The organism is Nakamurella sp. PAMC28650, assembly GCF_014303395.1.
GTDB lineage: Bacteria > Actinomycetota > Actinomycetes > Mycobacteriales > Nakamurellaceae > Nakamurella.
In genome coordinates this window covers 19,558-41,036 of sequence record NZ_CP060298.1, presented here as the reverse complement: position 1 = coordinate 41,036, position 21,479 = coordinate 19,558, and the positions used below count along the sequence as shown (strand labels likewise).

The window sequence follows — 21,479 nt, the reverse complement described above, 5'->3', positions numbered from 1 at the left end:
CGTCGACCGGCTCGTCCGCATCCGCCTGCACCCACCCGCAGTTCAGGAGGTCGTCATGTCTCTGACCGAAAAGGCGTTTCTCGAGATCGAGGGTACGGCCGAGACCATTCCGTGCATGTTCAACCCCTCCGAGTTCTCGGTGTCGAGGAGCAACAGCTGGTCGGGCAATTCCCTTGCTGGGCAGGGTGTACCGCAGCTGCACTACCAGGGGGCCACTTCCGGGTCGATGTCGCTCGAGCTCACCTTCGACACCACCGACACCGGGCAGGCCGTCACCAGCTACACCGGCAAGGTGCTGGCGCTGATGGACGTCGACTCCTCCCTGCCCGGCTCCGACCCGCAGTCCAACAACGCCCGCCCGCCCTACGTGGTGTTCCACTGGGGCAGCCTGCATTCCTTCAAGGCCGTGGTGGCCAGCGTCAATCTGCAGTTCACCTATTTCTCCTCCACCGGCGTGCCGCTGCGGGCGAAGATCTCCCTCACGCTCACCCAGTACCAGGAGTCGGTGGCGTTCGGCCCGCAGAACCCGACGTCCGGTACCCCCAGACCCCATCGGGTGCACCGGGTCCAGCCGGGCGAGACGCTCGATCGGATCTCCGCGAAGTACTACGGCGATTCGACGAAGTGGCGGCAGATCGCCGGGGCGAACGGGATCTCCGACCCGCTCGCTCTCCGCAGCGGCTCGCTGCTGTCGATCCCGAGGGTGCAGAAGTGACCGCGCCCGCGATGACGGCGATCGCACCCGAGATCCTCGTCAACGGATCCCAGATGTCCTCGAGCTACGAGCTGTCCGGCCTGCGCATCCGGACGAGTTTCGGCCTACCGGGGCGGGCCACCCTGCGTTTCGACGATTCGGGCTTCGCGATCGCTGCCGGCTCCACGTTCACGATCGGGACCCAACTGGAGGTCAGGATGGCCGACGGCGGGACGCTGTTCGCCGGCGAGGTCACCGGGATCGACCTGCAGCTCGACCGTGGGGTTCCCGACTTCGTGGTGATCGCGGACGATCCCTCCTACAAGATGGCTCTGGGCAACAAGGCTCGCAGCTTCACCAAGATGAGCTACTCGGACATCGTGAGCCAGATCGGTCGCGAGTACGGTCTTTCCGTCGAAGCGGACGCCACCGCCGCCCAGTTCGACTACACGTTGCAGGCCGACTCCGATTTCGGTTTTGTCAGCGAACTGGCCGATCGGGTCGGCTACGACTGGTGGGTCGAGGAAAAGGTGCTCAAGTTCAAGAAACCGGCGACCAGCGCTGCGTCAGCAAGGCTGAACGCCAGCGAAGACCTGCGGCAGTTCTCGGTGCGCGCCAGCGCCCTGCATCCCTCGTCCAGTGCAGTGATGGGCTGGACGGCGAAGACGAAGACCTCGATCAAGGGCAACAGTGCGTCCCCGTCGTCCGGCATCCTGCCGACAGCGAGTCTGGTGTCCGGGTACGCCTCGGTCAGCGCCCTGTCGTCGATGACCAAGGTGTCCACCTCTGCCCAGGGCCCGGTCGACCAGGAAGAGGCACAGGATCTGGCCGACCGGGCCGCCGCGGCCTGGGCCGCGGCGGCCGTCACGGCGCGCGGTACGACCCTGATCGCACCGGCCATCAAGATCGGCGGCTCGGTCGAGGTGGAGGGGGCCGGCCCTGCGAACGGCAAGTACTTCGTCACCGAGGTCGAGCACAGCTACACCGACCGCGGTTTCGAAACACGTTTCGTGGCCGGTGATCACCGGCCGAACGGCCTCGTCGACACGCTGACCTCGACGAAGCAGACCAGCTTCCGCCGAGACGGGTTGGTGGTCGGTCTGGTGACCCAGATCGGGAACTCGGAGGGATCGCCCGGCGACATCAAGGTCAAGTATCCCGGCATCGACGATCAACTGGCCAGTGGCTGGGCGCGGATGGTCAGCGTTGGCGGTGGCAACAAGAAGGGTGTCACCTTCATGCCGGAGGTCAACGACGAGGTGATCGTCGGCTTCGAGAACGGTGATCCCCGCCGGCCGGTCATCCTCGGCGCGGTCTTCAACGGCAAGGACAGCCAGCCCGCCTTCGCGGTGGAGAGCAGCATGGTCAATTCCCGGCAGATCACCTCCCGGCTCGGGCATGCCGTCGAATTCGGTGACGGCACCGCGCCGGACAAGCAGTACATCTCGCTGACACTGGCCGGCGGGGCGACCTCGGTGATGATGTCCAAGAAGGAGTTCATCGCCCAGGTGCCGGCCGGAATTCCGCTGTCCATCACGGCCGGCTCGGCGAGCTTCAAGATCGGCAACGACGGGTCCATCACCATCCAGGGCAGCAAGATCACCCTGAAGGCCGATACCGACGTGGAGATCTCCGGCCTGAACGTGACCACGAAGGCCTCGGCGAAGAACTCCGCCAGCGGAGCGATGGTCGAGGTCAAGGGCAGCGCCCAGGTCGAGGTCTCGGCCGGCGGGCCGGCGATGATCAAGGGCATGCCGGTGATGGTCAACTGATGAGCAAGTCCGACGGCGAGGTGCAGTGAGCGTGGAGGAGAGCGTCCTTCCGGCAGCGGGTTCCAGGGAGCCCGCACACTACGACGCGACCTTCATCGGGCGCGGATTCTTCTGGCCGCTGCAGGTCGACCACACCGGCTCGATCCGGCTGACCGATGGGCCGGCCGACCTCGATCGCTCGATGGCGGTGGTACTGGCCACCGCACCGGGGGAGCGGGTGATGCGGCCGCAGTTCGGTTGCCGTATCTGGGATCTGCTGTTCGAACCGGTGACGGCCAACCTGCTCGGACTGATGGCGCAGGCCGTGCGCGACGCGCTGGCGCAGTGGGAACCGAGGGTCACGGTGGAGCAGGTCGACCCGGTGCCCGATGCCGACGATGGGGCTCTGATCGTCATCAACGTCACCTACCGGGTCAAGGCCACCAACGACCGCCGCAACCTGGTGTATCCGTTCTACGTCATTCCGCACGAGGAGAGCTGATGGTGCTACCCGCCCCGAACCTGGACGACCGGACCTTCCAGGACATCGTCGACGAGGCGAAGCGACTGATTCCGCGCTACACCCCGGAATGGACGAACCACAACGTCTCCGACCCCGGCGTCGCTCTCATCGAATTGTTCGCCTGGATGAGTGAAATGGTGCTGTACCGGGTCAACCAGGTGCCGGACCGGCTGTTCGTCCATTTCCTCAACCTGGTCGGGATCGAGCCGTTCCCGCCGTCGGTGGCCAAGGCGCAGGTCACCTTCTGGCTCTCCGCCGTCCAGGACGTACCGGTGACGGTGCCGGCGGGACTCCAGGTGACCACCACCGCCGATCACCGCACCGCCGATACCGCCGTGGTGTTCTCGACCGTCGACGAACTCACCATCCGGCCGCCGGTACTGGTCAACGCACTGACCTCGGATGCGAAGGCCGAGCGGATGACGGCCGTCTACGACGATCTCCGGTTCGTCGGGTCCTCGGTGGCGTGTTTCACCTCGACCGACGCCACCGGGCGGCTGGCACCCGGGAACGTCTTGCTGCTCGGATTCGCGGAAAGCCTGGCCGGAATGGCGATCCGGCTCTCGGTGCAGGCCCACGCCCAGGGCATCGGGGTGGACCCACGGAACCCGCCGCTGGCCTGGGAGGTCTGGAACGGCGAGGCCTGGATCACCGTCGACGTCTTCTCCGACAGCACCGGTGGCCTCAACCGGGCGGGCGAGATCGTGCTGATGATCCCGTCGGAACACGATTTCCTGACGCTCGGGGACACATCCGCCTACTGGCTGCGGGTGCGGCTCCTGACGCCGGTCCCCGGACAGCCCACCTACCAGGCCTCGCCGCAGCTCGACGCGCTCGAGGTGGCGGCACTGGGCGCGACGGTCGAGGCAGAGCATTCGTCCAAGGCGGCCGGTGAGGTGCTGGGCCGGTCGGATGGAAGTCCCGGCCAGGAGTTCCAGGTCAGCTTTCCGCCGGTACTGCCCCGCCGCGGAGGCGAGACGGTGGTGGTCAGCGATCCCGGTGGGCGGGTGGAATGGACGGAGGTCGCCGACTTCTCTGCCTCCACTGCGTCCGATCCGCATTTCGTCTGGGATTCCGCGTCGGGCATCGTCCGTTTCGGTCCCCGCGTCCGCTATCCGGACGGATCGGTCCGCCAGCACGGCCGGATCCCGCGCGACGGTGCCGAGATCTCGACGACCGAATACCGTTACGGCGGGGGTGCTCTCGGCAATGTCGGCGCTCGCACCCTGACCGTGCTGCGGTCGGCGGTGCCGTACATCTCGGGCGCGGTCAACCTGCGTCCGGCCGTCGGCGGTGTGGATGCCGAAACCGTGAACGAGGCCAAGACCAGGGGACCGCTGACCCTGCGGACCGGCCAGAGGGCCGTCACCGCCGGTGATTTCGAGCGCCTGACGATGGAGTCGTCCATCGAGGTGGCCAGGGCCAGGTGCCTTCCGGCGGCGACGGGTCAGGGCCCGGTGCGGATGCTGGTGGTGCCGCAGGTCCGGACCGACCTCCGGACCCACCAGTTGGACGACTTCGCGATCACCGCACCGTTGATGCGCCGGATCACCGACCACCTCGACGCCCACCGCATCGTCGGTACGGCAATCGAGGTCGGAACTCCCTTCTACCAGGGAGTCTCGGTGGCAGCGCTGGTGCACGCGCCGGCCGGCCGGCCGCTGGCCCTGGTGCGGCAGCGGGCCGTCAACGAGCTGACCAGATACATCCATCCACTCTCCGGTGGGGCGGACGGCGGCGGGTGGCTCTTCGACGCCGATCTGAATGCCGCGGCGATCGCCCAGCTGCTGGAGAGTGTCGAGGGCGTCGACCGGGTCGACGAGGTCCAACTGTTCGAGTTCGATCTCCGTTCCGGCCAGCGCATCGGCGCCGGCCGCGACGTCATCCGGCTGGACGAGCACTCGCTCTTCCTGTCCGGCGCACATCGGGTCGTCGTCCGATGACCCTCCACGACCGGCAGGATCTGCGGCGTGCGGCGAAGTCGCCGTGACGGGGCCGAGCGACGGTGGCTGGCAGCTGCCCGGGTCCGAGAAACATTTGGCTGCAGCGGGTCCGGCAACTGAACAACCCACGGTCTCCAATGACCCCCGCGCAGCGGTGGCCGAGACCGGTACCGCGCTGGTGCCGAGATCGGGTTCGGTGCCGTCCTTCGGACCATCCGGCGGCGCTGATCTGGCGGCCTCGGCCGACTCCGGGATCTCGCGGGCACTGCCTCGCGTGCGCCGCGATTCCCGGGTCGGTCCACCCCCGCGCCATCCGCAGTGGCTGATCAACCAACTGCCGGTCGGGATGCTGCAGAGCGACTTCTTCGTGCGCTTCGTCAGCATCTTCCAGGAGCTCGGCAGCGGGCTGATGGATGACGCCGATCTGATGCAGCACGTCGCGGATGCATCGGTCACGCCCGTCCCGATGATCAGCCACCTGGCCAGTTGGATCGGTGTCGACACGATCGACAAGTCGCTGCCGGAACAGTTGCAGCGGGTGATCCTGGCCAGCTCGGCAAGAGCGCTGGCGCACCGCGGAACCGTGGAGGGTCTGCGCGGGTACCTGGAGATGCTCTCCGGCGGGCCGGCCGAGGTGCTCGACGGCGGGGGCGTCTGGGCCGAGGGGGAGGCGCCGGGCGATGTGGCCTGGGTGCGGATGACCGTGCAGGGCACCGGGCATCTGTCCGAGGACGAATTCGTGGCGATGGTGCGGGACGAGATCCCGGCACATGTGCGCGCGGAACTGTGGATCGACGTACGACGCGTGCTGGCGACCGCCGAAAAGGGATGGGAATGATCGTGAGGAAGACCAGAAGATCTCAGGCGGCGGCCGATCGTGCGACGGCCGACCGTGTCTACCTGGAGCAGGTGCGGGGCGGATCGGGCGGTGCGCCGGTCCCGGCTCCCCATGGTGCGCAGCCGGTTCCACTCCCGGACAGCGGTATCCAGACCACCGGGATGCCGTATGTCCAGACCGCGGCCCCCTCTCCGGTGCTCGGGGTCTCGCCGATCCTCGGCAGATCGGCTGGGTCCAGTCCGCCGCCGGTCGGTTCGTTCACGGCTCCGCCGGTCGGTCCACCCGCTCCCGCCTATGCCAGCCAGGCGTTCACCCCGTTGCCGGAAGAGGCCGTGACGCCGTCGGCACCGGGGATGTCGCCGTCCCCGTCGGCGCCGCCCCCGCCACGTCAACCGTCGGTCGTGGATCAGGATCCACTGGACCTGCACAAGACCAATGTCGCCACTCTCCCTCGGCCGCAACAGTATCCGTCGGTGGCGCAGCAGCCCCTGATGGCGGGCGGGTTCGACCTGCCGCTCCTGCTCGGTCCCGGTGGCATCGCCCCTCCGGGAGATCTGGTCACCTGCCCCGAGTGCGGCGAGATGGCGACTGTCGATGCGGGACGGCGGAATTCGCAGGACTTCTGCCGGAACTGCGATTTCCCGTTGTTCTGGGCCAGGAGCACGGTGGTCCTGCCGTCCGGTGAGGAGACCGGGGCGTCCCTGCGGCGACTTCCGGGAACGGTGGGGCGCGCCGCCACCGCCGCGTTGATGTGTCCGCACTGCGGTGAGCCCAACTCGCCGGTGGCGCAGAACTGCGTGCGCTGCCTGCTGTCATTGCATCCCGTCGAGGTCGCGGCTGCCCCGATCTTCATCCCGCAGCCCGACCCGGTGATGCTGCCGGTGCCGATCGGCCGGGACTATCCACTCTGGTGGATCCTGCTCGTCTCGAGCTGTCTGCTGGCGATCGTGCTGATCGTGGTGTGGGTCGCAGTCAACTGATCGTCGGTGCTTCCTCAGCAGTTCTCTACCGGGGGACAACGGTGACGGGGCAGCGACTTCCTGTTGCCTGGGCGAGCTTGGCGTCTGCGGTGATCAATGCACAGTCCAATGATTCGGCAAGGGCGACGTAGCCGGCGTCGTACGCACTCAGGTTGTCACGCAGCTCCCAGATTCGTTCCAGTAGCGGGTGAACGGCATACCTGCTCAGCCCGAGACGCCGCCAACTGTGCAGCGCCGTCCAACCCGGACCTGCGTCGATCAGACTGTGGCTGACGGCTTGGCGAAGTCCGCTGGCAGCTTCTGAATCGATGAGATGCGGCGCGTGGACCCGTTCGTCGGCCAAGGCCTGACGAGCGGTCCCGTCGTTCAGCAGAGCGGACAGTGCAGCGGAGGCATCGACCACGATCACCGCATACCGCGTTGGTCGGCGAGATCATCGACCAACCCCGCGATATCGACCTGCAGGTCGGGGAGTGCCGCCGGGAGTTGCGGGTTGTCCGCCCTGCGCGACGCGTTCGATAGTTCGCGGGCGGCCAGTGAATTGACCGAGGTGCCCTGAAGGGCAGCCAACTTCTCCAGGCGCCGCACCACGTCGTCCGGCACATTACGCAGGTTCAAGGTTCTCATGTCGCATCATGCTAGAAGCCAGCAAGCAGGTGCGCACCGAATGGCGGCGGCGTGACTGTGTGCAGGTTCGCTGGGTTGACCCGCTGCCGGCGTCGTCAGCCAGTGGGCAAGCACATTCCGGGTGATGCCGCGCTACCCTTCCACGAGGTCGCGTAAATGGTGCATTTCATTTCGACGAGGGCGTTGACTTCTATCAATCCACGGTGGTGGGATCAATTCTGGGCGCCCATCTTCGGCGAATCGGATCACCCATTCAGCCTTGTGTATCTCATCGTGATGGAATGAACACAGCAAGACACCGGTTTCGACATTTGTCTCACCCAGGTCCCGGGCCCACCAATTCGAGTGGTGGACGTCGCACCAGTTGGCGGGTCGGTCGCAACCGTCCCAGATGCATCCCCGGTCTCTGGCCTTGATCGCTCGGCGCATCCCGCGGGTGTAGGTGCGTCTGGCCCGTCCGACGTCCAGGATCTCACTGTCGGCACCCAGCACGATGGGAATGATGTTGGCGTCGCACAGGTACCGCCGGGCCTGGCCGGTGGTCATCGCAAACCCTGATTCGCTCGTGGCTTTGCTGATCTGGTCATGGAGTTGGTCCCAGTGCAAGTAGATGACGACCTGCGGCTTCTCCCCGCCGTGCGAGGGTCCGGCGCCGGCGGCCAGGAACCCTTCGAGTGCTTCGACGAGGGCGTGGGCCCGCCGGTTCGCCGACGGCCGCGGGTCCGGGGTGCAGTCATCGACCGGCTTCGGCGCCGATAGCGCGGTGATGGCTTTGCGGACCACGTCGATGCCGTGGTCGTCGAGGTGGCCCTTGATGCCGGTCAGGCCGGTGCGGGCGTTGCGCGACCCGATGGTGAATTCCATCTTGGACTTCGCATCCGACTCGTCCAGGGTGCCGTCGGGGTCGGCGGCGTCCAGGACGGCGGCGGCGACGACCTGCAACTGTTTCGGGTCCAACTTCGCGGCCTGGTCGACGAGGAAGGACTCCCACAGGTCCCGATCCTCCGCAGGGAGGGCGTCGGGGAGTTTGCCCATCGTCGCCACGATGGTCCGGATGTGTTCGGTGCCGACCGCACCGGCATCCAGCGCCGCCCCCAACGCCGGTAGTACCGGCGGGAGGTCACCGCCGGTCAGGATTTCCTGCGGCAGCACTGCCTGTGCTGTTTTGACCCGTCCCCACGCTTCGGGGGCGGAGATCAGCAGACTCTGTCGCAGCAACGCCGCGGTGGAGGAAGCGCCGCGCTCCTTGGCGAGCCCCTGCTTTTCGACCTCGCCGGCCAGGTGCACATTCACTGCGTAGACCGTGCGGGCAAGGGTTTCCAATTCTTGGCCGAACGCCAGCAGGTCGTCGCCCTTGATGCGCCAGAAATCCCCGTTCCGCATATTGGTGACAGCAATCATCGCCGACCGGACCCATTCGGTGGCCTGATCGGAATCGACGAATCCGTCATTCCCCATACCTGAAACCCTATCGGCGACCACCGACAGCCGACCCTCGAAACCGGGCATTCTCGAGCCACTGCCAGGTCACGAAATGGTCACAGTTCTTTTCGCGCCCGAGCTCTCAGCTGAGCAGCTTCTCGAAACACATCGAGAACGGCATCGTCGCGACGTACGGCTCGTAGATCGGGATCGGCGTGTAGCCCAGCTTCCGGTACAGGGCAACCGCGTCCGGCTGGCGATCGCCGGTCTGCAGGATCAGACGAGGACGATCCGCCTGTTGCGCAATGGTTTCCAGCTGCATCATGAGTGCTATACCGATCCCACGCCCTCGTGCAGCGGCATGCACGATGACCCGCTTGACCTCCCAGTCACCGCGAAGTTCACGGAGGGCGGCGTGGGCGATGGCTGTGCCGTCGGCACCGACCGCGAGCACCGTCGCCCTGACATCCGCCCGACCGACGGCCAGCGCTGCGTTCCGGTCGGCGACCAGCGCTGCCGCCTGTGGTGCGTCGTCCGGGCCGGAGTAGCGGGCCGTGAGTTCGACGTCCATCGCCCGCCGCAACTCGATCGCGCGGAGGTCCTCCCAGTCCACCGATTCGAAGTGGAAGTCCGGTGGTAGCCCGTTCACCACAGCACCCCTTGCAACTCTTGACGCCCGGACCAGCGAGGCTACTACGGAGTCAGGACCTGGACGATCGTGATGGCGTCCTGGCCGGCAGCCAGGGTGGTCGGCGAAGAGCTGCCCACATAGTGCTTGGGCGTTGCGGGCAAGCTGTTGTCGACCCAGTCGGCGGTGAAGGTCTGCTTCGCCGCGATCGGGACATCCTGGAAAAGCGTTGTCCCGTTCGATGCCGTCGGTCCCGCCGTGACGGTCGATGGCGACACCGTCACCGTGGCACCGGCAGTCAGTACCGCGCCGTGCTTGACCGTGATGGTGACCATCGCTGCGTGGTAGGGCAGTTTCGCGTCGAACGTCGTGGCGTCGGTCGGATCCAGAGCCTGGTCGGTGACCGCACTGAACACTCCGGGGACATGTGGCGTTGCCGTCATCGTGTAGGTGCACCCGGAGCAGGTGCCCAGGATGACGGCCGGTGCGTTCGCCGGAGCACTGGGCGTGGCGGAGATGGCGGCGACCGGAGCAACGACCGGAGGACCGGCCGATCCCGGTGTGCCCGGGACCGCTGCGCTACTCGGCACGACCCCCACAGCCTGGCCGGTGTAGACCGGGGTACCGCCGGCGTCCTTGATCGTGACGTCGACATCCTTGGGTGTGGTGTCGACCCGGCCCGTGACATCCTGCATCGAGATCACCGGGGTCACGGTGTCGGCGGTGAAGGAGACGGTGTTGTCCGGCGGGGTGTTGCCGGAGTTCGGCGCGGCCACCACCACGATATTCTTGCCCGGCACCGAGATCTTCTGAGTGGTCAGGGAACTGCTGACCTTGAAGGTCCACCTGATGGCCGGGGCCAGACAGAGCGACGCCTTGCCGCCGCCGGACAGGTTGCCGGGCGCCGGGTTGGGAGTACCGCCGGTGGCGGTCACGGTCAGCCCGTCGGCTCCGGACCCGCTGCCGTCCACCGTCATCGACACGGCCACCGGCACCTGGACCGGTGCCAGGTTCACCACCGGAGTATTGGGGCTGGACTTGTTGGCCGTACCTGCGCTGACATCACCGACCGTGAAGGTGGTGGCCGCCGCCGTCCATTGCGTGCTGTCCACCGTCGGCAGGAAGGAGTAGTGACCTTGCGGGAGGTAGACCTGCGCCACCGCTTTCGTGCCGGTCACGGCGGCGGCGATCGGTGTGGTGGTGGCGACGCCGGTATCCGTGTTGGTGATGTTCAGCGCCAGGGTGCCGGGCGCGACCGCGGGTGCGGTCAGACAGGTGTTGATGCTCCAGTTCACGGTGAGCGAGGTCAGGGCCTGTTGGACGGCGAGTGCACCGGCCACCGGCGGGGCTGTCGAGGCACTCACTGCAGCCTGCGGCACGACGATCGTCTCCCCGGTCAGGGTTGCGTCGAACGGAGCGTTCGTCTGCCCGGTGATGGTCGCCGTCCAGGTACCGGTGGGTAGCTGCGGCACGTTGATCGTGTACGGGGCCGTCAGGGGAAGGGACACCGTCTGCGGTTGATCGCCGTTGGCCATCCCGGTGATGATTCCGGCCGGCGGGTTCAGGGTCACGCTGGCGCCGGCGAGGTTGACGGCAGGGCCGTCGGCCGAGGAGGGTGCGGCAGTCGAGGTGAAGGTCAGATTCACCGATCGGGTGGCCCGCGCAGTGAGCGTGAGCTGGCTCAGCGCAGGTGGTGTCGTGGTGAGACTGGAGTCCTCGACCACCTGCGTCAGGGTAACCGGTGCATATCCGGGGAAGGTCCCGACCAGGGTGTAGCGACCGTCCGGAATTCCGGTGAAGGTAAAGGTCCCGTCGGCCTTGGTCTTGACCGAAAGCGGTTGGCCGTTCTGATCATTGGCGGTGACCCCGATGTCCTGCGCGGTGCGCAGGGACGCTGTCACCCCCACGTCGCCGGTGCCGTCGGCGAGCAAGATGCTGCCGCTCTGGGTACTCGACCGCTGGTCGAGGCTGATGACCAGCTGCTGCGGGCTGACGCCGGCGACGATCGACGCCAACAGGGTGACCGTCCGGTACGACGAGGTGGGCGAAGTCACCGATACCGTGTAGACGCCCGGGTTCACGGAGGCGAAATCGACATACTTCGACGTCAGGTTGACCACGCTGGTGTTCGCCTGGTTCTCCGTGCACGAGTAGGTGGTTCCGGTGAGCTTCACGGTGCAGGAAAGAGCCGTACCCGGCCCGGTCACCGCGACGGTGACCGCAGGCAGCAGCTCGGTGGTACCGACTTCGAGATGCACCTGCAGGTCGACGGGTTTCACCGTGAGGGGCACCTGCAGGACGCCACCGGAGATGTCGAACGGGTTGGCCGCGCCGGTGTCGACGGCCATTGCGTAGGTCCCGTTGATGACGGCGATCTTGACGGTGCCGACCGCGGTTGCGTAGCCGGTCTGGGCCGCGGTGACCTGCCAGTTGCCGGCTACCAACCCGTCGTCGACCGTCGTACCGGTGAGGGTGAGATCACCGGTGGCCGAGGTGGTTCCGCTGAAGGTGGGGCCGGTCGGCTGACCCCCGCCGAGTCGCACCACGGTGATCGCGGTGGAGCCCAGCACGACCGTCGAGTCGGCCCCCGATGTCCCGACGGTGTGGAGCGTGATGCTGCCCAGCGGGCTGACCGTCACCGTGCAGACGGTGGTGCCGCCCGCAATCACCACGAAGCCCGTTCTGGTGGTCGTGCCGTTGGTGCAACTCGACGTCGTGAGGGTGGCCTTGTCGAAGGTGTCGTTGGCGAACCCGGCCGCGTGCACGTTGACGGTGTAGTCACCGAACGGTGACTGCCCGGGGAAGGAAACGCTGTTCGACGTGGCCGAAGCACTGACGGTGCTGCTGGTGATAAGGGTGCCGCTCAAATCGAACAACGCGCCGTTGACGGGCGCGGCGCCGGAAGCCCTGCTGACTACGTTCACCTGCAGTGTGCTGGACTTGGTGAGGAGCAGGGTCGGCGGCGTGCAGACGGTGTCGGAACAGGTCCAGTTGACCGAGGTCGGGAGGTAGCTGCTGTTGCTCACCGAGATCTGGTAGGTGCCATAGGAAACGAGTCCGGCCGGGGCGCCCCCCGCCTCTTGCCATGTGATCGTGCCGTTCGTCGGATCTGCGGCCGTCGCGGCCACCGTCGCGTTGACGGCGTTGACGCCGGCCGGCGAGATCACCGAGACCGCACTGCCTACCAACGATCCGCCGCTCGGGTCGGTGGTGACGACCCCCGTGAAAGTGGGCTGCTGGATGAGTACGAGGTCGGGAACTGGACCGCAGGTGAGGTCACCGGCCCTGCAGTTGAACAGGTCACTCGTCGCGCTCCCGTATCCGGGCAGGCTGACCCGGATCCGATAGCTGCCGGGCTGCGTGATCCCGGGAAACGGGAGCCCGCTGTCGGCCCAGCTGAATGCTGCGTGCTCACGCGTCGTGGTGTTGTCCGGAATCAGCGAGATGGACAATGTCGAGGAGCCAGCTGCCTGGTTGAGCAGGGTCAACGTCGCCTTCGACCAGTCGACCGCCGCACCGTTGGGCGGTGGCGTGCCGACGGAGACAGAACCGGTGCCGTGCGGATCCATGAGTAGATTTACCGTGCCCACGTCGCAGGTGGTGGAGCCTGCGGCGCAGGTGAATTGAATTGGCAGCGACGTGGCGTATCCAGGCTTCGCGAACGTCAGGCTGTAGGTGCCTGCAGTGACTAGATCATCCGCTGGCTGGCTGGGGTCATGCCAGGAGATTTTACCGGTCACCGGGTCGACCTTGACGCTGATCGTGCTGGCCGGCGAGATTGAAATCGTAACGCCGTTGGGTGGATCAGTCGTGCCTATCGTCGAGGTCAGCGTGACTGTGCCGGCGATCGTCGGCAGTCTCAGGAGGGTGATCGCAGACGGTTGACATAGTAGGACACCAGCGTTGCAGGTGAAGGGAGCAGTCGTGACGGGGCTGTAGCCCGGGAGTGAAATCACGAGGACGTAGGTTCCCGGCCGAGTGATACCGGGTGCGGTGCTCCCTTGGTCAGGCTGAGGCAGTGACGGATCAGACCACGTCAGATCTGCGGTGCTATCGCCCGTGCTTCTCAGCCCGATGGTCAACTGGTTGCTGCCTGGGGGTTGGGTGCTCAGGCTGATCGTGGCCTTGCTCCACTCAATTGGTAACCCGTCCGAGAGTAGATGGTCGACTGCGACCGCCCCCGCGCCTGTCGGGAAGCTCTGAAGGGCTCCGACCGCGGGCTCGCAACCTTGTCCCGAACTGCAAAGGACGGCGGGAGCGGCCGTTGTCGATCCGTAGCCCGGAATGCTCACATTCAGGGAGTAGCTTCCCGGCTGGGTGATCCCCGGGTAGGGCAGATTGGTATCGCTCCACACGAAGCGGCCCGTCAGGTGACTCGCGGCGCCGCCATCGACCACGGTGACTTTGAGACCGGACGTTCCAGCTGCTGAGGTGTTGACGGTGACTTGGGCGCTAGACCAATCTACGGAACTCTTGCCAGGCAGAAGGGAATTGACCGATACAGTTCCCCCGCCGGCGGGCAACATGTTGAGTGTGATCGGGGCAGCGGTCGTACCCAGGACGCATGGGCCAGCCGAGCAGTTCAGCGATAGGCTGAAAGTCTCATACCCGGGCTTCGCAAAGGTTAGCGAGTACTTCGCATAAGGTGTCACGACTGATTCCGGCTGAGTCGGGTCTTTCCATGTCAGAGTCCCGTCGGCATTGATCTTTACTATCACCGGGTTGCTCGGATTCGGTTGTGAGGTCACGGACACAGTTGCGTCGGACAACGACAACGCAGGGACCAGAGCTGGATTGGCGGATGCTTTTGGATTCAGGGCCAAAAATGCGGCGTAGTTCAGCACGATAGCCCCGGAGAATCTGGGTAGTGGTGTCAGTTTGACAGAAAGGGGTGAAGGATTTCCTGGGGGCCTCTCCTGGTGACACCCATCGGTAAAGGTTGCGCCGCAGTCGATGCTGACGGTCTTGGCCTGGTAGCCGGCCAGGCTGATCGTGAAGACATATGGCGCACCTGCACCCGACGGCTGGGCGAGCCCGGCCGGAAGGGAGGTGTCGCGGTAGGCGACCGCGCCGGTCGCGGCGTCCACGGGAGCCGAGATCGAGCCGGCCGCCGACGGCTTCGAGACCACCGAGATGATCGCCTGGTCGAGGGTCACCCCGTTGGGTAGGTCGGCGGCAGTGATGACGCCGGTAATGCTCGGTAGCCTGCTCATCGTCCAGGCGGGGGCTGGAGTGGCCTGGGTCCCGAACCGGCAGGCGGTCCCGAGGTCGCACCACAGGGTTGCATAGCCCGAGGCCACACCGCTGGATCCGGCCGATCCCGCCGAGGAGTAGCCGGCCAGGGTCGCCTGCAACACGTAGGTGCCCGGGACGGCCCTGCCGGTCCCGAGATTCGAATCGGTCCACGTCAGAGATCCGTTGGCGCCCGCGGTGACGGTGATGTTGCCTGCGCCGGCCGGTTTCCGGGTGACGACGATGGAGGCACCCGATGCGTCCGTCGGGCCGGAGGGAACCTTGAGATCAAGGCTCAGGGCGGGGAAGACCGACGGCTGGGCCAGCAACGCAATCGGCGGGATCACGCTGACCGTGCCATCGAATCCGATGAGAACACCGCTGGCCGAATAACTCTGGGTCTTGGTGCCCTGGGCCGCGACACTGACACCGAGGGGAAGAGCGATGAGTGACGTCGCGCTGCCGTCGCTGTTTTTCATCGTCGCGACCGAGTTTCTGCCCACTGCGGTGGGGCAGTCGGGGGAGACCAGCGAATACCTGCCGGACCATCCGACGGGAACGATGGCATAGCAACCGTTGGCGTCGGTCCTCACGGTCGCGGCTCCGGACACCGAACTGCGGCCGGAGAATCCAACGATCCCCGCAATCTGCACGGGGGCGTCCGCGACATCGCGGGCCTGTCCGTCGACCGATACCGTGACGTGCCCGACGACCGCACCGATCGGCGCCGTCAGCACCTCGGTGATCGCGACGGTCTGGTTCAGGCCGATGGCACCTGTTGTGACGGAGGCGGTTCCGGGCAGAGTGGTGGTACCGGTGGTCAGTCCGGTCGGCATCTCGCCGGTGGCGTGCGCCGTGTACGAGCCCAGCAGACCGGTGATCGTCAGGATGCCGTCGCCACTGGTGGAATCGCCCGGAAGCGGATTGCCGCGGCCGACTCCGCCGCCATCGACCATGCCGACGACAGCCCCCTTCGCCGCGCTGAGGGCCAGGCTCTGCAGGTTCGGTTGCAGGACCGTGACGGTCGCGCGCCCCAGTCGGTCGAGCGTTGCGTCGTACCGGAAGTCGCCGCCGAGGTCCAGTTGCACCGCAAGGGGGGTCGTCGTCAGGTACTCGGTGTCCGTCGGAACCACCACCACCTGGTAGCCGCCATGGACGAGCCCGCGAATCTCGTAGTTGCCGTTGGCCCGGGTGAGCGAGCACCGCGCCGCACTCGACCCGACGGCCGTGCAGGCGGTCGCGCTGGTCGGGGTGCATCTGGTGGGTACCGCGACCCCGGCCGGCACGGACACCACGCAGCTCGGACCGGCCGTCGACCCCACGCGGGTCGTGACGGTGCCGGTGATCAGGCCGAGCGGCGGGAGGCTGACCTGTGCCGCCGGGTTCACCTGACCCTGGGCGACCTGGACCTGCACCGTGGTCGGCTCGTACCCGGGTGCAGACAGGGTGACCGCATAGAGGCCGGCCACCAGACCACCGTGGGTCTTGTCGTCGATGCCGGGCAGCGTGTAGTTCTCGGCCGGGCCGGAGAACGCCGAGATCGTCTCGGTGACACCGGTCCTGGTGCCAGGGACCGGGATCGGGACGGTAGCGGTGACGATGCAGACGGCCTTGGGGTCGGCGGCCCGATCGCACGTCAGCGGGCCCTGCGTGCGGGAGTCGACCGCCCGGCCGGTGATCCGTGAGGTCGCCGGGAGTTCTGTGTCCGGTGCGCCGATCAACGTCAGGTTGGCGGTGGCGGTGCCCGCGGCGGTGACGACGACGGTGGCCGACGACGCGACCCGCCCGTACTGCGAGCCCTGCAGCACATAGGTTCCGGGCGGAACCCCGGTGAATCGGAAAGCGCCCGCCGGTACCGAGGTCGTCATCGTCTTGTAGGTGGCGTTGGCGCCGGTCAGCGTGAGGCCGGCGCCGATCAGGCCGCCCTCCGTCCCGCCCCCGGACACGGTGCCCGCCACCGTGCCGTCGGCCCGGGTGAGCGAGATGTCCACGGTGGCGGCCGAACTGCCCTGGGTCAACGCGACCTGCTGGGTCTGGGAGGCGAAGCCGGTCCCGGAGACGGTGACGGTGTACTGACCCGGGACCGGGAGGTCCGGCAGCGCATAGGTTCCGACCGGTCCGGACGTCACCGTCGTCGCGGTACGGCTGGCCGCGACACCTCTGCTGGTCCCGGTCGCAGTGACCGTGACGCCGCCGATGCCGCCGAGGTGGCCCAGTCCGTCGGTCCCGCTGACCGTGCCGTTGATCGCGGCCACGCCGGGGATCAGCGCCAGATCGGCGGTGCCCGTGCCGCCGGCGGCCAACGTGACGAGCTTGGACGAGGCGCCGAAGCCGGTCGAGCTGACGGTCACCAGATAGGTGCCGGGAGTCGAGAGTCCCTTCACCGTCCACGCTCCGGTCTTGGAGGCGGTGCTCGTCTGGAGGGCGACCGTTCCGTCGGTGATGGTGACGGACGCGGCGCCGACCGTCCCTGACGGTGAGGTGACCTTGCCCGACATCGAACCGTCGCCGGGGACCAATGCCACCTTGATCGGTGCCGCCGCACTCAGGGTGGAGGCGTTGATCATGAACCGCTGGGTGGCGAAACCGGCCTTGGCCAGGGTGAGCAGGTAGTAGCCGGGGGCGGTGATACCGGCGAAGGAGAAGGTGCCGTCTGCGGCGGAACTCGTCGATCTGATGCCGGAGTCGCTCGACGCGGGGGCCAGACGGAGTGCGTCCCCCGGGATCTTGTAGAGGCCGGTCGAGATGGCCCGCAGCGCGCTCGCGGTAGTCGCGTCGGTCGCTCCGGCGGCCGGCCCGGCGCCGGCCGCGGCCGCTTCGACGAGGCTGGTCGGTTCCAGCGAGACCGATACGCCCTTCGGCGTGACCCCGGTGACCGTGCCCGAGAGCCGGGCACCGGACGCGTCGGCGCCGCCGGCACCGGCGCCGGCACCGCCCGCACCGCCGGCACCGGCGCCCGCACCGCCGGGACCCGCCGCACCACCGCCTCCGGCGCCGGAACCGCCGGCTGGTCCGGCGCCGGGGGCCACACCCGATCCGCCCGCCCCGGAGGTGGCGGCGGAGGGACCGGCTCCCGAGGACTTCGTGGCATTCGCGGCGCCGGGCGCGACCGGGGCCGTCGCGGCCGCATCGGCGGCCGACTTGTTCGAGAAGTACTTGGAAAGCTTGGGTATACCGACGATGCCTGCTCCGGCCCAGAGCGCGATGACGACGACCGCGATCAGCAGGCCGGTTAGCCGGCCACCCAGCAGCGGCTTGGAACGCAGGGTTCCCTCGGCGAACTCGGGTGCGCCCAGACCGCGCGCTGCGACGGCGAAGGTGTGGGTGTTCTGCCCGCCGATGATGCGGGGGTGGGTCACACGCACCCGGCCGGCAATCGTGACCGTCCGGCCCGCCGGAATGGTGACCATCGCCGACGACAAGGAGATGGCGGCGCCCCTGGCAGCGGTGCCGGTCAGGTTCAGTTCCCGGTCGAAATGGCCCGGATTGGTGATCTGCACCTTGATGCGGCGTCCGAACGCGGCCACCGGCGTCTGCGGCGAGAGGGTCATGGTGATCGGATCGCGGCCGTCGACGGCCAGTACCGACTCGGCGACACCCATGGTCGGAGCGGACCTGCCGGACACCGGCGTTGCTTCGGCGGCCACGACGAACGGGTACTTCGCTCCGAGGGTGCCGCGTTCGGGCACCAGCGAGAGGGTGATCCTGGTGCTCTCGCCCGGCTCGATGGGCCCCACCGGCAGCGGCGGCGGCACCCAACGGCCGTCCAGGCCGAGCACGGTGACGCGCAGATGCGCGGCGACCGGGCCGCGGTGCGTGACGAAGACCTCGAAGGTCGCGGAAGTGCCTGCCCCGCAACGGATCAATGGCTGGAGCTCGACCAGCGGGCTGGCGTCGCCGGCGGCCGGGCCGACCTGGGCGCGCGGGGGTGGTTGCTCGTTCATCCGGTACCTGTCGTGGTCGCCGCGCCGGCCGTGGTGACGCCGGGTGCCGGCGAAGTCGCCGACGGGGTGGTCAGCGGGGTGGTCGCGGTGGTGGGTGTGGTCGGTGGGGAGGCGGTCGTCCGGGCGGTGGCCGCCGTGGTCGGTGTGGTCTCTGCGGGCTGCGGGCTGCTATTGGTGCCGGGCGTCGTCAGGGTGATCTGCCCGATGAGCAGATCCAACGTCGCAGACTGGCTGGCGGCCAGCACGAGCGTCGCCGAACCCAGCGCACCGGAGGTCGGACTCCGCACCTCGACCACGTAGGCCTGGGGTGCGTCGACGTCCGGGAACGAGTACGCCCCGGTGAGGTCGGTGGTGGTGGACCGGTAGACGGTCGCCGGGTAGCGGGACGCCTGGTAGAGGTCGACCTGGAGTCCGAGCACGGTCGCCCCGTTCCGGTCCTTGACGTGACCGGTGATGGCCGCCGGCGGGATCATCACCGGGTCGTACTGCAGCACCTGCCCGGCGGTGACCGTCACGATCACGGTGGTCGGGCTGGTCCCGGGACGATTGGCCGAGAGCGTGTACGTCCCCGGGGTGATGCCGGTGACCTCGTAGCGTCCGAGCGAGGAAGACGGCAACGATGCGCTGGTGACGGTGTAGGTGTTGGTGCCCGAGGACAGGGTGATCACGGCTTCGCCGACCCGCTGGGTGGTGCCGTTGGTGGCTCGTTGGGTGACGGTCCCGTTGATCACCGCAGATGCCGACCGCATCCCGACCGCGATGCCGCCCGTGCTGGTGCCACTGCCGCCGGTCAGCCGGCCGGACGCGTCCAGCGACACCGCCACCGTCTGCGACTGCAGGTCCGGTCGGGAGAACGTCACCGTGTAGGCACCCGGTACCGGGAGCCCGGCCACCGTCCAGGCGCCGATGCTGCCGGTGGACTGGGTGACGGTGGTGACAGTCGTTGCCCCGGTGGTGATGGTGACGCTGACGTCGGGTGCCGGCGTCCCGGCGGGGAGCAGTGTGACCAGGCCGGTGAGCGAACCGGAGGATCTGGCCATCGCGAGTTGGACCCCGGTGAGTTTCTGGCCGGCGGCCAGCGTCAGGGTGGAGCTGGTGGTGGTGAAGTTGGGCGCCGTCACGCTCACCGTGTAGCTGCCGGGGGTCACCAGGCCGCGCAGGGTGAAGGTGCCGACGGCGCCCTCGGTGAGGGAGACGGTGGTGACCACCGTCTTGCCCGTGGTCGCGGTGACGACGGCGCCCTTCATCGGACCGTCTGGACCGGTGACCGTCCCGGAGATCAGGCCGTCGCCGGTCCGCAGCCGGAGCTGGACACCCTGTCGGTTCTCCCCGCCGGAGAGATCGATGCGCTGGGTGGCGGTGGCGTAGCCGGCCTTGGAGACCGTCAGGTCGTAGACCGCCGGCGACGGCAGGTTGGCCACCGAGAAGCTGCCGTCCGCCCCGATCGGCAGGGTCTGCACCACCGCGCCGCCGTTGGCCGAATCGGCCGGCGCCGAGGAGGTGCTGGGCGCGGCCGGGTTGGGTGCCCGTGGGACACCCGACGGGGGCGCGGTACGCGGGGCGGTCAGCGCCGGCACGGGCTGCGCGGTGGTCGGCGCGGGTGTGGCGGGCGACGAGGCAGGCGGCGCACCGCCGCGGGGCAGGTCGGCGGCCGGCACCGAGACGGTGAGGATCGCGGCCGCGACAGCGTCGCCGAGCACGGTGCCGGACACCGTCGCAGGAAGGCCGCCCAGGGTGGTGGCCAGGTTGGTCACCTTCTGCCCGGCCTGCAGCTGGATGGGCGTCGCGTCCGCACCGGTCAGTGCTGCCGGGTACCAGATCTCGGCGAACCCGGCACCCCGGAAGCGCACCTTGTACGACCCGGCCGCGAGCGAGGGCAGCGACCAGACGCCCTTGTCGTCGGTCGCGGTGCTGGTCAGCGGCGAGACCAGGGAGGTGGCGTCGAACAGCTCCACCGCCACCCCGGCCGCTGGCGATGCGTCGGTCAGCAGCTTGACGACACCCCCGAGGGTGGACGTGCCGGTGGTGGAGTTGGATTGCCGGGCAGCCGCGACCTGGATCGCAAGGTCGCGGTCGGCGGCCGAGACCCCGACGAGTTTGGACAGGGCGATCGTGATGACGACGGCGAACACCGTCACCGCGAGCAGCAGGCTCAGCAGCGAGATCGCTCCGCGTGCCACCCTGGCCTTCTGCAGCATCGATCCGGTGACCAACGGCTCGACCTTGGGCCTGGCTGCGGCGGGCTCGACCAGGTTCCTCCGGTCGCGTGAGCCCGCCGGGAGCAACGGCGCCGGCGACACGGTCGGATCCTCGTCCGGTGCGATGGCGAGGCCGAACGTGCGCACGACGGGCGTGCCGAACCAGCGACGCCTGGCCCTGGCCCTCATGTCGGTGATCGCGTGCTCACCGGGCGCCAGCGTGATGACCGCAGGCAGGAAGGTGAACTCGATCTTCTCCTCCGGGTCGAGCCCGACCGGCGCCGCCGTGACGGTGGTGTTCCCGGTGTTCTCCAGCACGATGCCGAACCTGCCGGTGGCGCCGCAGATCACGGTCATCGGGCTCAGTGACATCCGCAACGCCTGCCGTGACGGCACCAGGATGTCGATCTCGGCGACCGAGATCGCCTGCGGTGGAGTGATTTCACGGACCTGCACGGCGATGCGTCGATCACCGGCGCCGAGGCCGCGCGGGATGGCGACGGTCGCCGCGACCGTCTGACTGGTATCGGGGAACAGCGAGAGGTTCTCGGTCTCCAAGCGCACCCAGCTCGGGTCGGCGCCGAGGATCCGCAGGTGGTAACCGCCGATCAGGTCACCGGTGTTGGTGACGGTGATGGACACCTTGAAGGGGGTGTCCTCGGCGAGTTCGACCCGCTGTGGCGTGACGTTGACCCTCAT

The 21,479-nt window shown here is 67.9% G+C and carries 12 protein-coding genes; 6 read left to right on the top strand and 6 right to left on the bottom strand.

The features are described 5' to 3' along the window. Positions 1 to 55: 55 nt before the first annotated feature. The 6 genes from H7F38_RS00135 (at position 56) to H7F38_RS00110 (ending at position 6,729) form a co-directional block, all read left to right on the top strand. Positions 56 to 715: a LysM peptidoglycan-binding domain-containing protein gene (locus tag H7F38_RS00135; protein ID WP_187092335.1), complete on the top strand. Its 660-nt coding sequence runs from the start codon at positions 56 to 58 to the stop codon at positions 713 to 715. Continuing rightward, complete coding sequence (locus H7F38_RS00130; protein WP_187092334.1) at positions 712 to 2,466, top strand: phage baseplate assembly protein V; 1,755 nt, start codon at positions 712 to 714, stop codon at positions 2,464 to 2,466. The genes H7F38_RS00135 and H7F38_RS00130 overlap by 4 nt, the downstream gene beginning before the upstream one ends. Before the next feature lie 31 nt (positions 2,467 to 2,497). Then, entirely contained in the window at positions 2,498 to 2,947 is a 450-nt protein-coding gene (locus tag H7F38_RS00125) for a GPW/gp25 family protein (protein ID WP_187092333.1), read from the top strand. Beyond that, entirely contained in the window at positions 2,947 to 4,911 is a 1,965-nt protein-coding gene (locus H7F38_RS00120; protein ID WP_187092332.1) for a putative baseplate assembly protein, read from the top strand. The genes H7F38_RS00125 and H7F38_RS00120 overlap by 1 nt, the downstream gene beginning before the upstream one ends. A gap of 154 nt (positions 4,912 to 5,065) precedes the next feature. Continuing rightward, positions 5,066 to 5,749 carry a phage tail protein gene (locus H7F38_RS00115; protein ID WP_187092331.1) on the top strand — a complete coding sequence of 228 codons (684 nt, stop codon included), beginning with the start codon at positions 5,066 to 5,068 and terminating at the stop codon, positions 5,747 to 5,749. 2 nt (positions 5,750 to 5,751) lie between these two features. Next, positions 5,752 to 6,729 (top strand): hypothetical protein, encoded by a 978-nt coding sequence (locus H7F38_RS00110; RefSeq protein ID WP_187092330.1) that lies wholly within the window; start codon positions 5,752 to 5,754, stop codon positions 6,727 to 6,729. Positions 6,730 to 6,754: 25 nt separating this feature from the next. Here the strand turns inward: H7F38_RS00110 and H7F38_RS00105 are convergent, their stop codons facing one another. The 6 genes from H7F38_RS00105 to H7F38_RS00080 form a co-directional block, all read right to left on the bottom strand. Further along, entirely contained in the window at positions 6,755 to 7,138 is a 384-nt protein-coding gene (locus H7F38_RS00105) for a type II toxin-antitoxin system VapC family toxin (protein WP_187092329.1), read from the bottom strand. After that, positions 7,135 to 7,356 carry an antitoxin gene (locus tag H7F38_RS00100; protein WP_187092328.1) on the bottom strand — a complete coding sequence of 74 codons (222 nt, stop codon included), beginning with the start codon at positions 7,354 to 7,356 and terminating at the stop codon, positions 7,135 to 7,137. The genes H7F38_RS00105 and H7F38_RS00100 overlap by 4 nt, the downstream gene beginning before the upstream one ends. A gap of 132 nt (positions 7,357 to 7,488) precedes the next feature. Continuing rightward, positions 7,489 to 8,814, bottom strand: coding sequence for an HNH endonuclease signature motif containing protein (locus H7F38_RS00095; protein ID WP_187092327.1), 1,326 nt, complete (start codon positions 8,812 to 8,814; stop codon positions 7,489 to 7,491). 106 nt (positions 8,815 to 8,920) lie between these two features. Continuing rightward, positions 8,921 to 9,427, bottom strand: coding sequence for a GNAT family N-acetyltransferase (locus H7F38_RS00090; protein WP_222618332.1), 507 nt, complete (start codon positions 9,425 to 9,427; stop codon positions 8,921 to 8,923). A 44-nt stretch (positions 9,428 to 9,471) separates the two neighbouring features. Beyond that, a complete protein-coding gene (locus H7F38_RS00085; RefSeq protein ID WP_187092326.1) occupies positions 9,472 to 18,582 on the bottom strand; it encodes a carboxypeptidase-like regulatory domain-containing protein in 9,111 nt (3,036 codons plus the stop codon). Further along, positions 18,579 to 21,479: a carboxypeptidase-like regulatory domain-containing protein gene (locus tag H7F38_RS00080; protein WP_187092325.1), complete on the bottom strand. Its 2,901-nt coding sequence runs from the start codon at positions 21,477 to 21,479 to the stop codon at positions 18,579 to 18,581. Before H7F38_RS00080 ends, H7F38_RS00085 begins: the two co-directional genes overlap by 4 nt.

Bases quoted from the DNA above. Each gene is read 5' to 3' on its own strand.
- H7F38_RS00135 (WP_187092335.1), top strand. From the start codon at position 56: ATGTCTCTGACCGAAAAGGCGTTTCTCGAGATCGAGGGTACGGCCGAG.
- H7F38_RS00085 (WP_187092326.1), bottom strand. From the start codon at position 18,582: ATGAACGAGCAACCACCCCCGCGCGCCCAGGTCGGCCCGGCCGCCGGC.
- H7F38_RS00080 (WP_187092325.1), bottom strand. From the start codon at position 21,479: ATGAGGGTCAACGTCACGCCACAGCGGGTCGAACTCGCCGAGGACACC.
- H7F38_RS00120 (WP_187092332.1), top strand. From the start codon at position 2,947: ATGGTGCTACCCGCCCCGAACCTGGACGACCGGACCTTCCAGGACATC.
- H7F38_RS00095 (WP_187092327.1), bottom strand. From the start codon at position 8,814: ATGGGGAATGACGGATTCGTCGATTCCGATCAGGCCACCGAATGGGTC.
- H7F38_RS00100 (WP_187092328.1), bottom strand. From the start codon at position 7,356: ATGAGAACCTTGAACCTGCGTAATGTGCCGGACGACGTGGTGCGGCGC.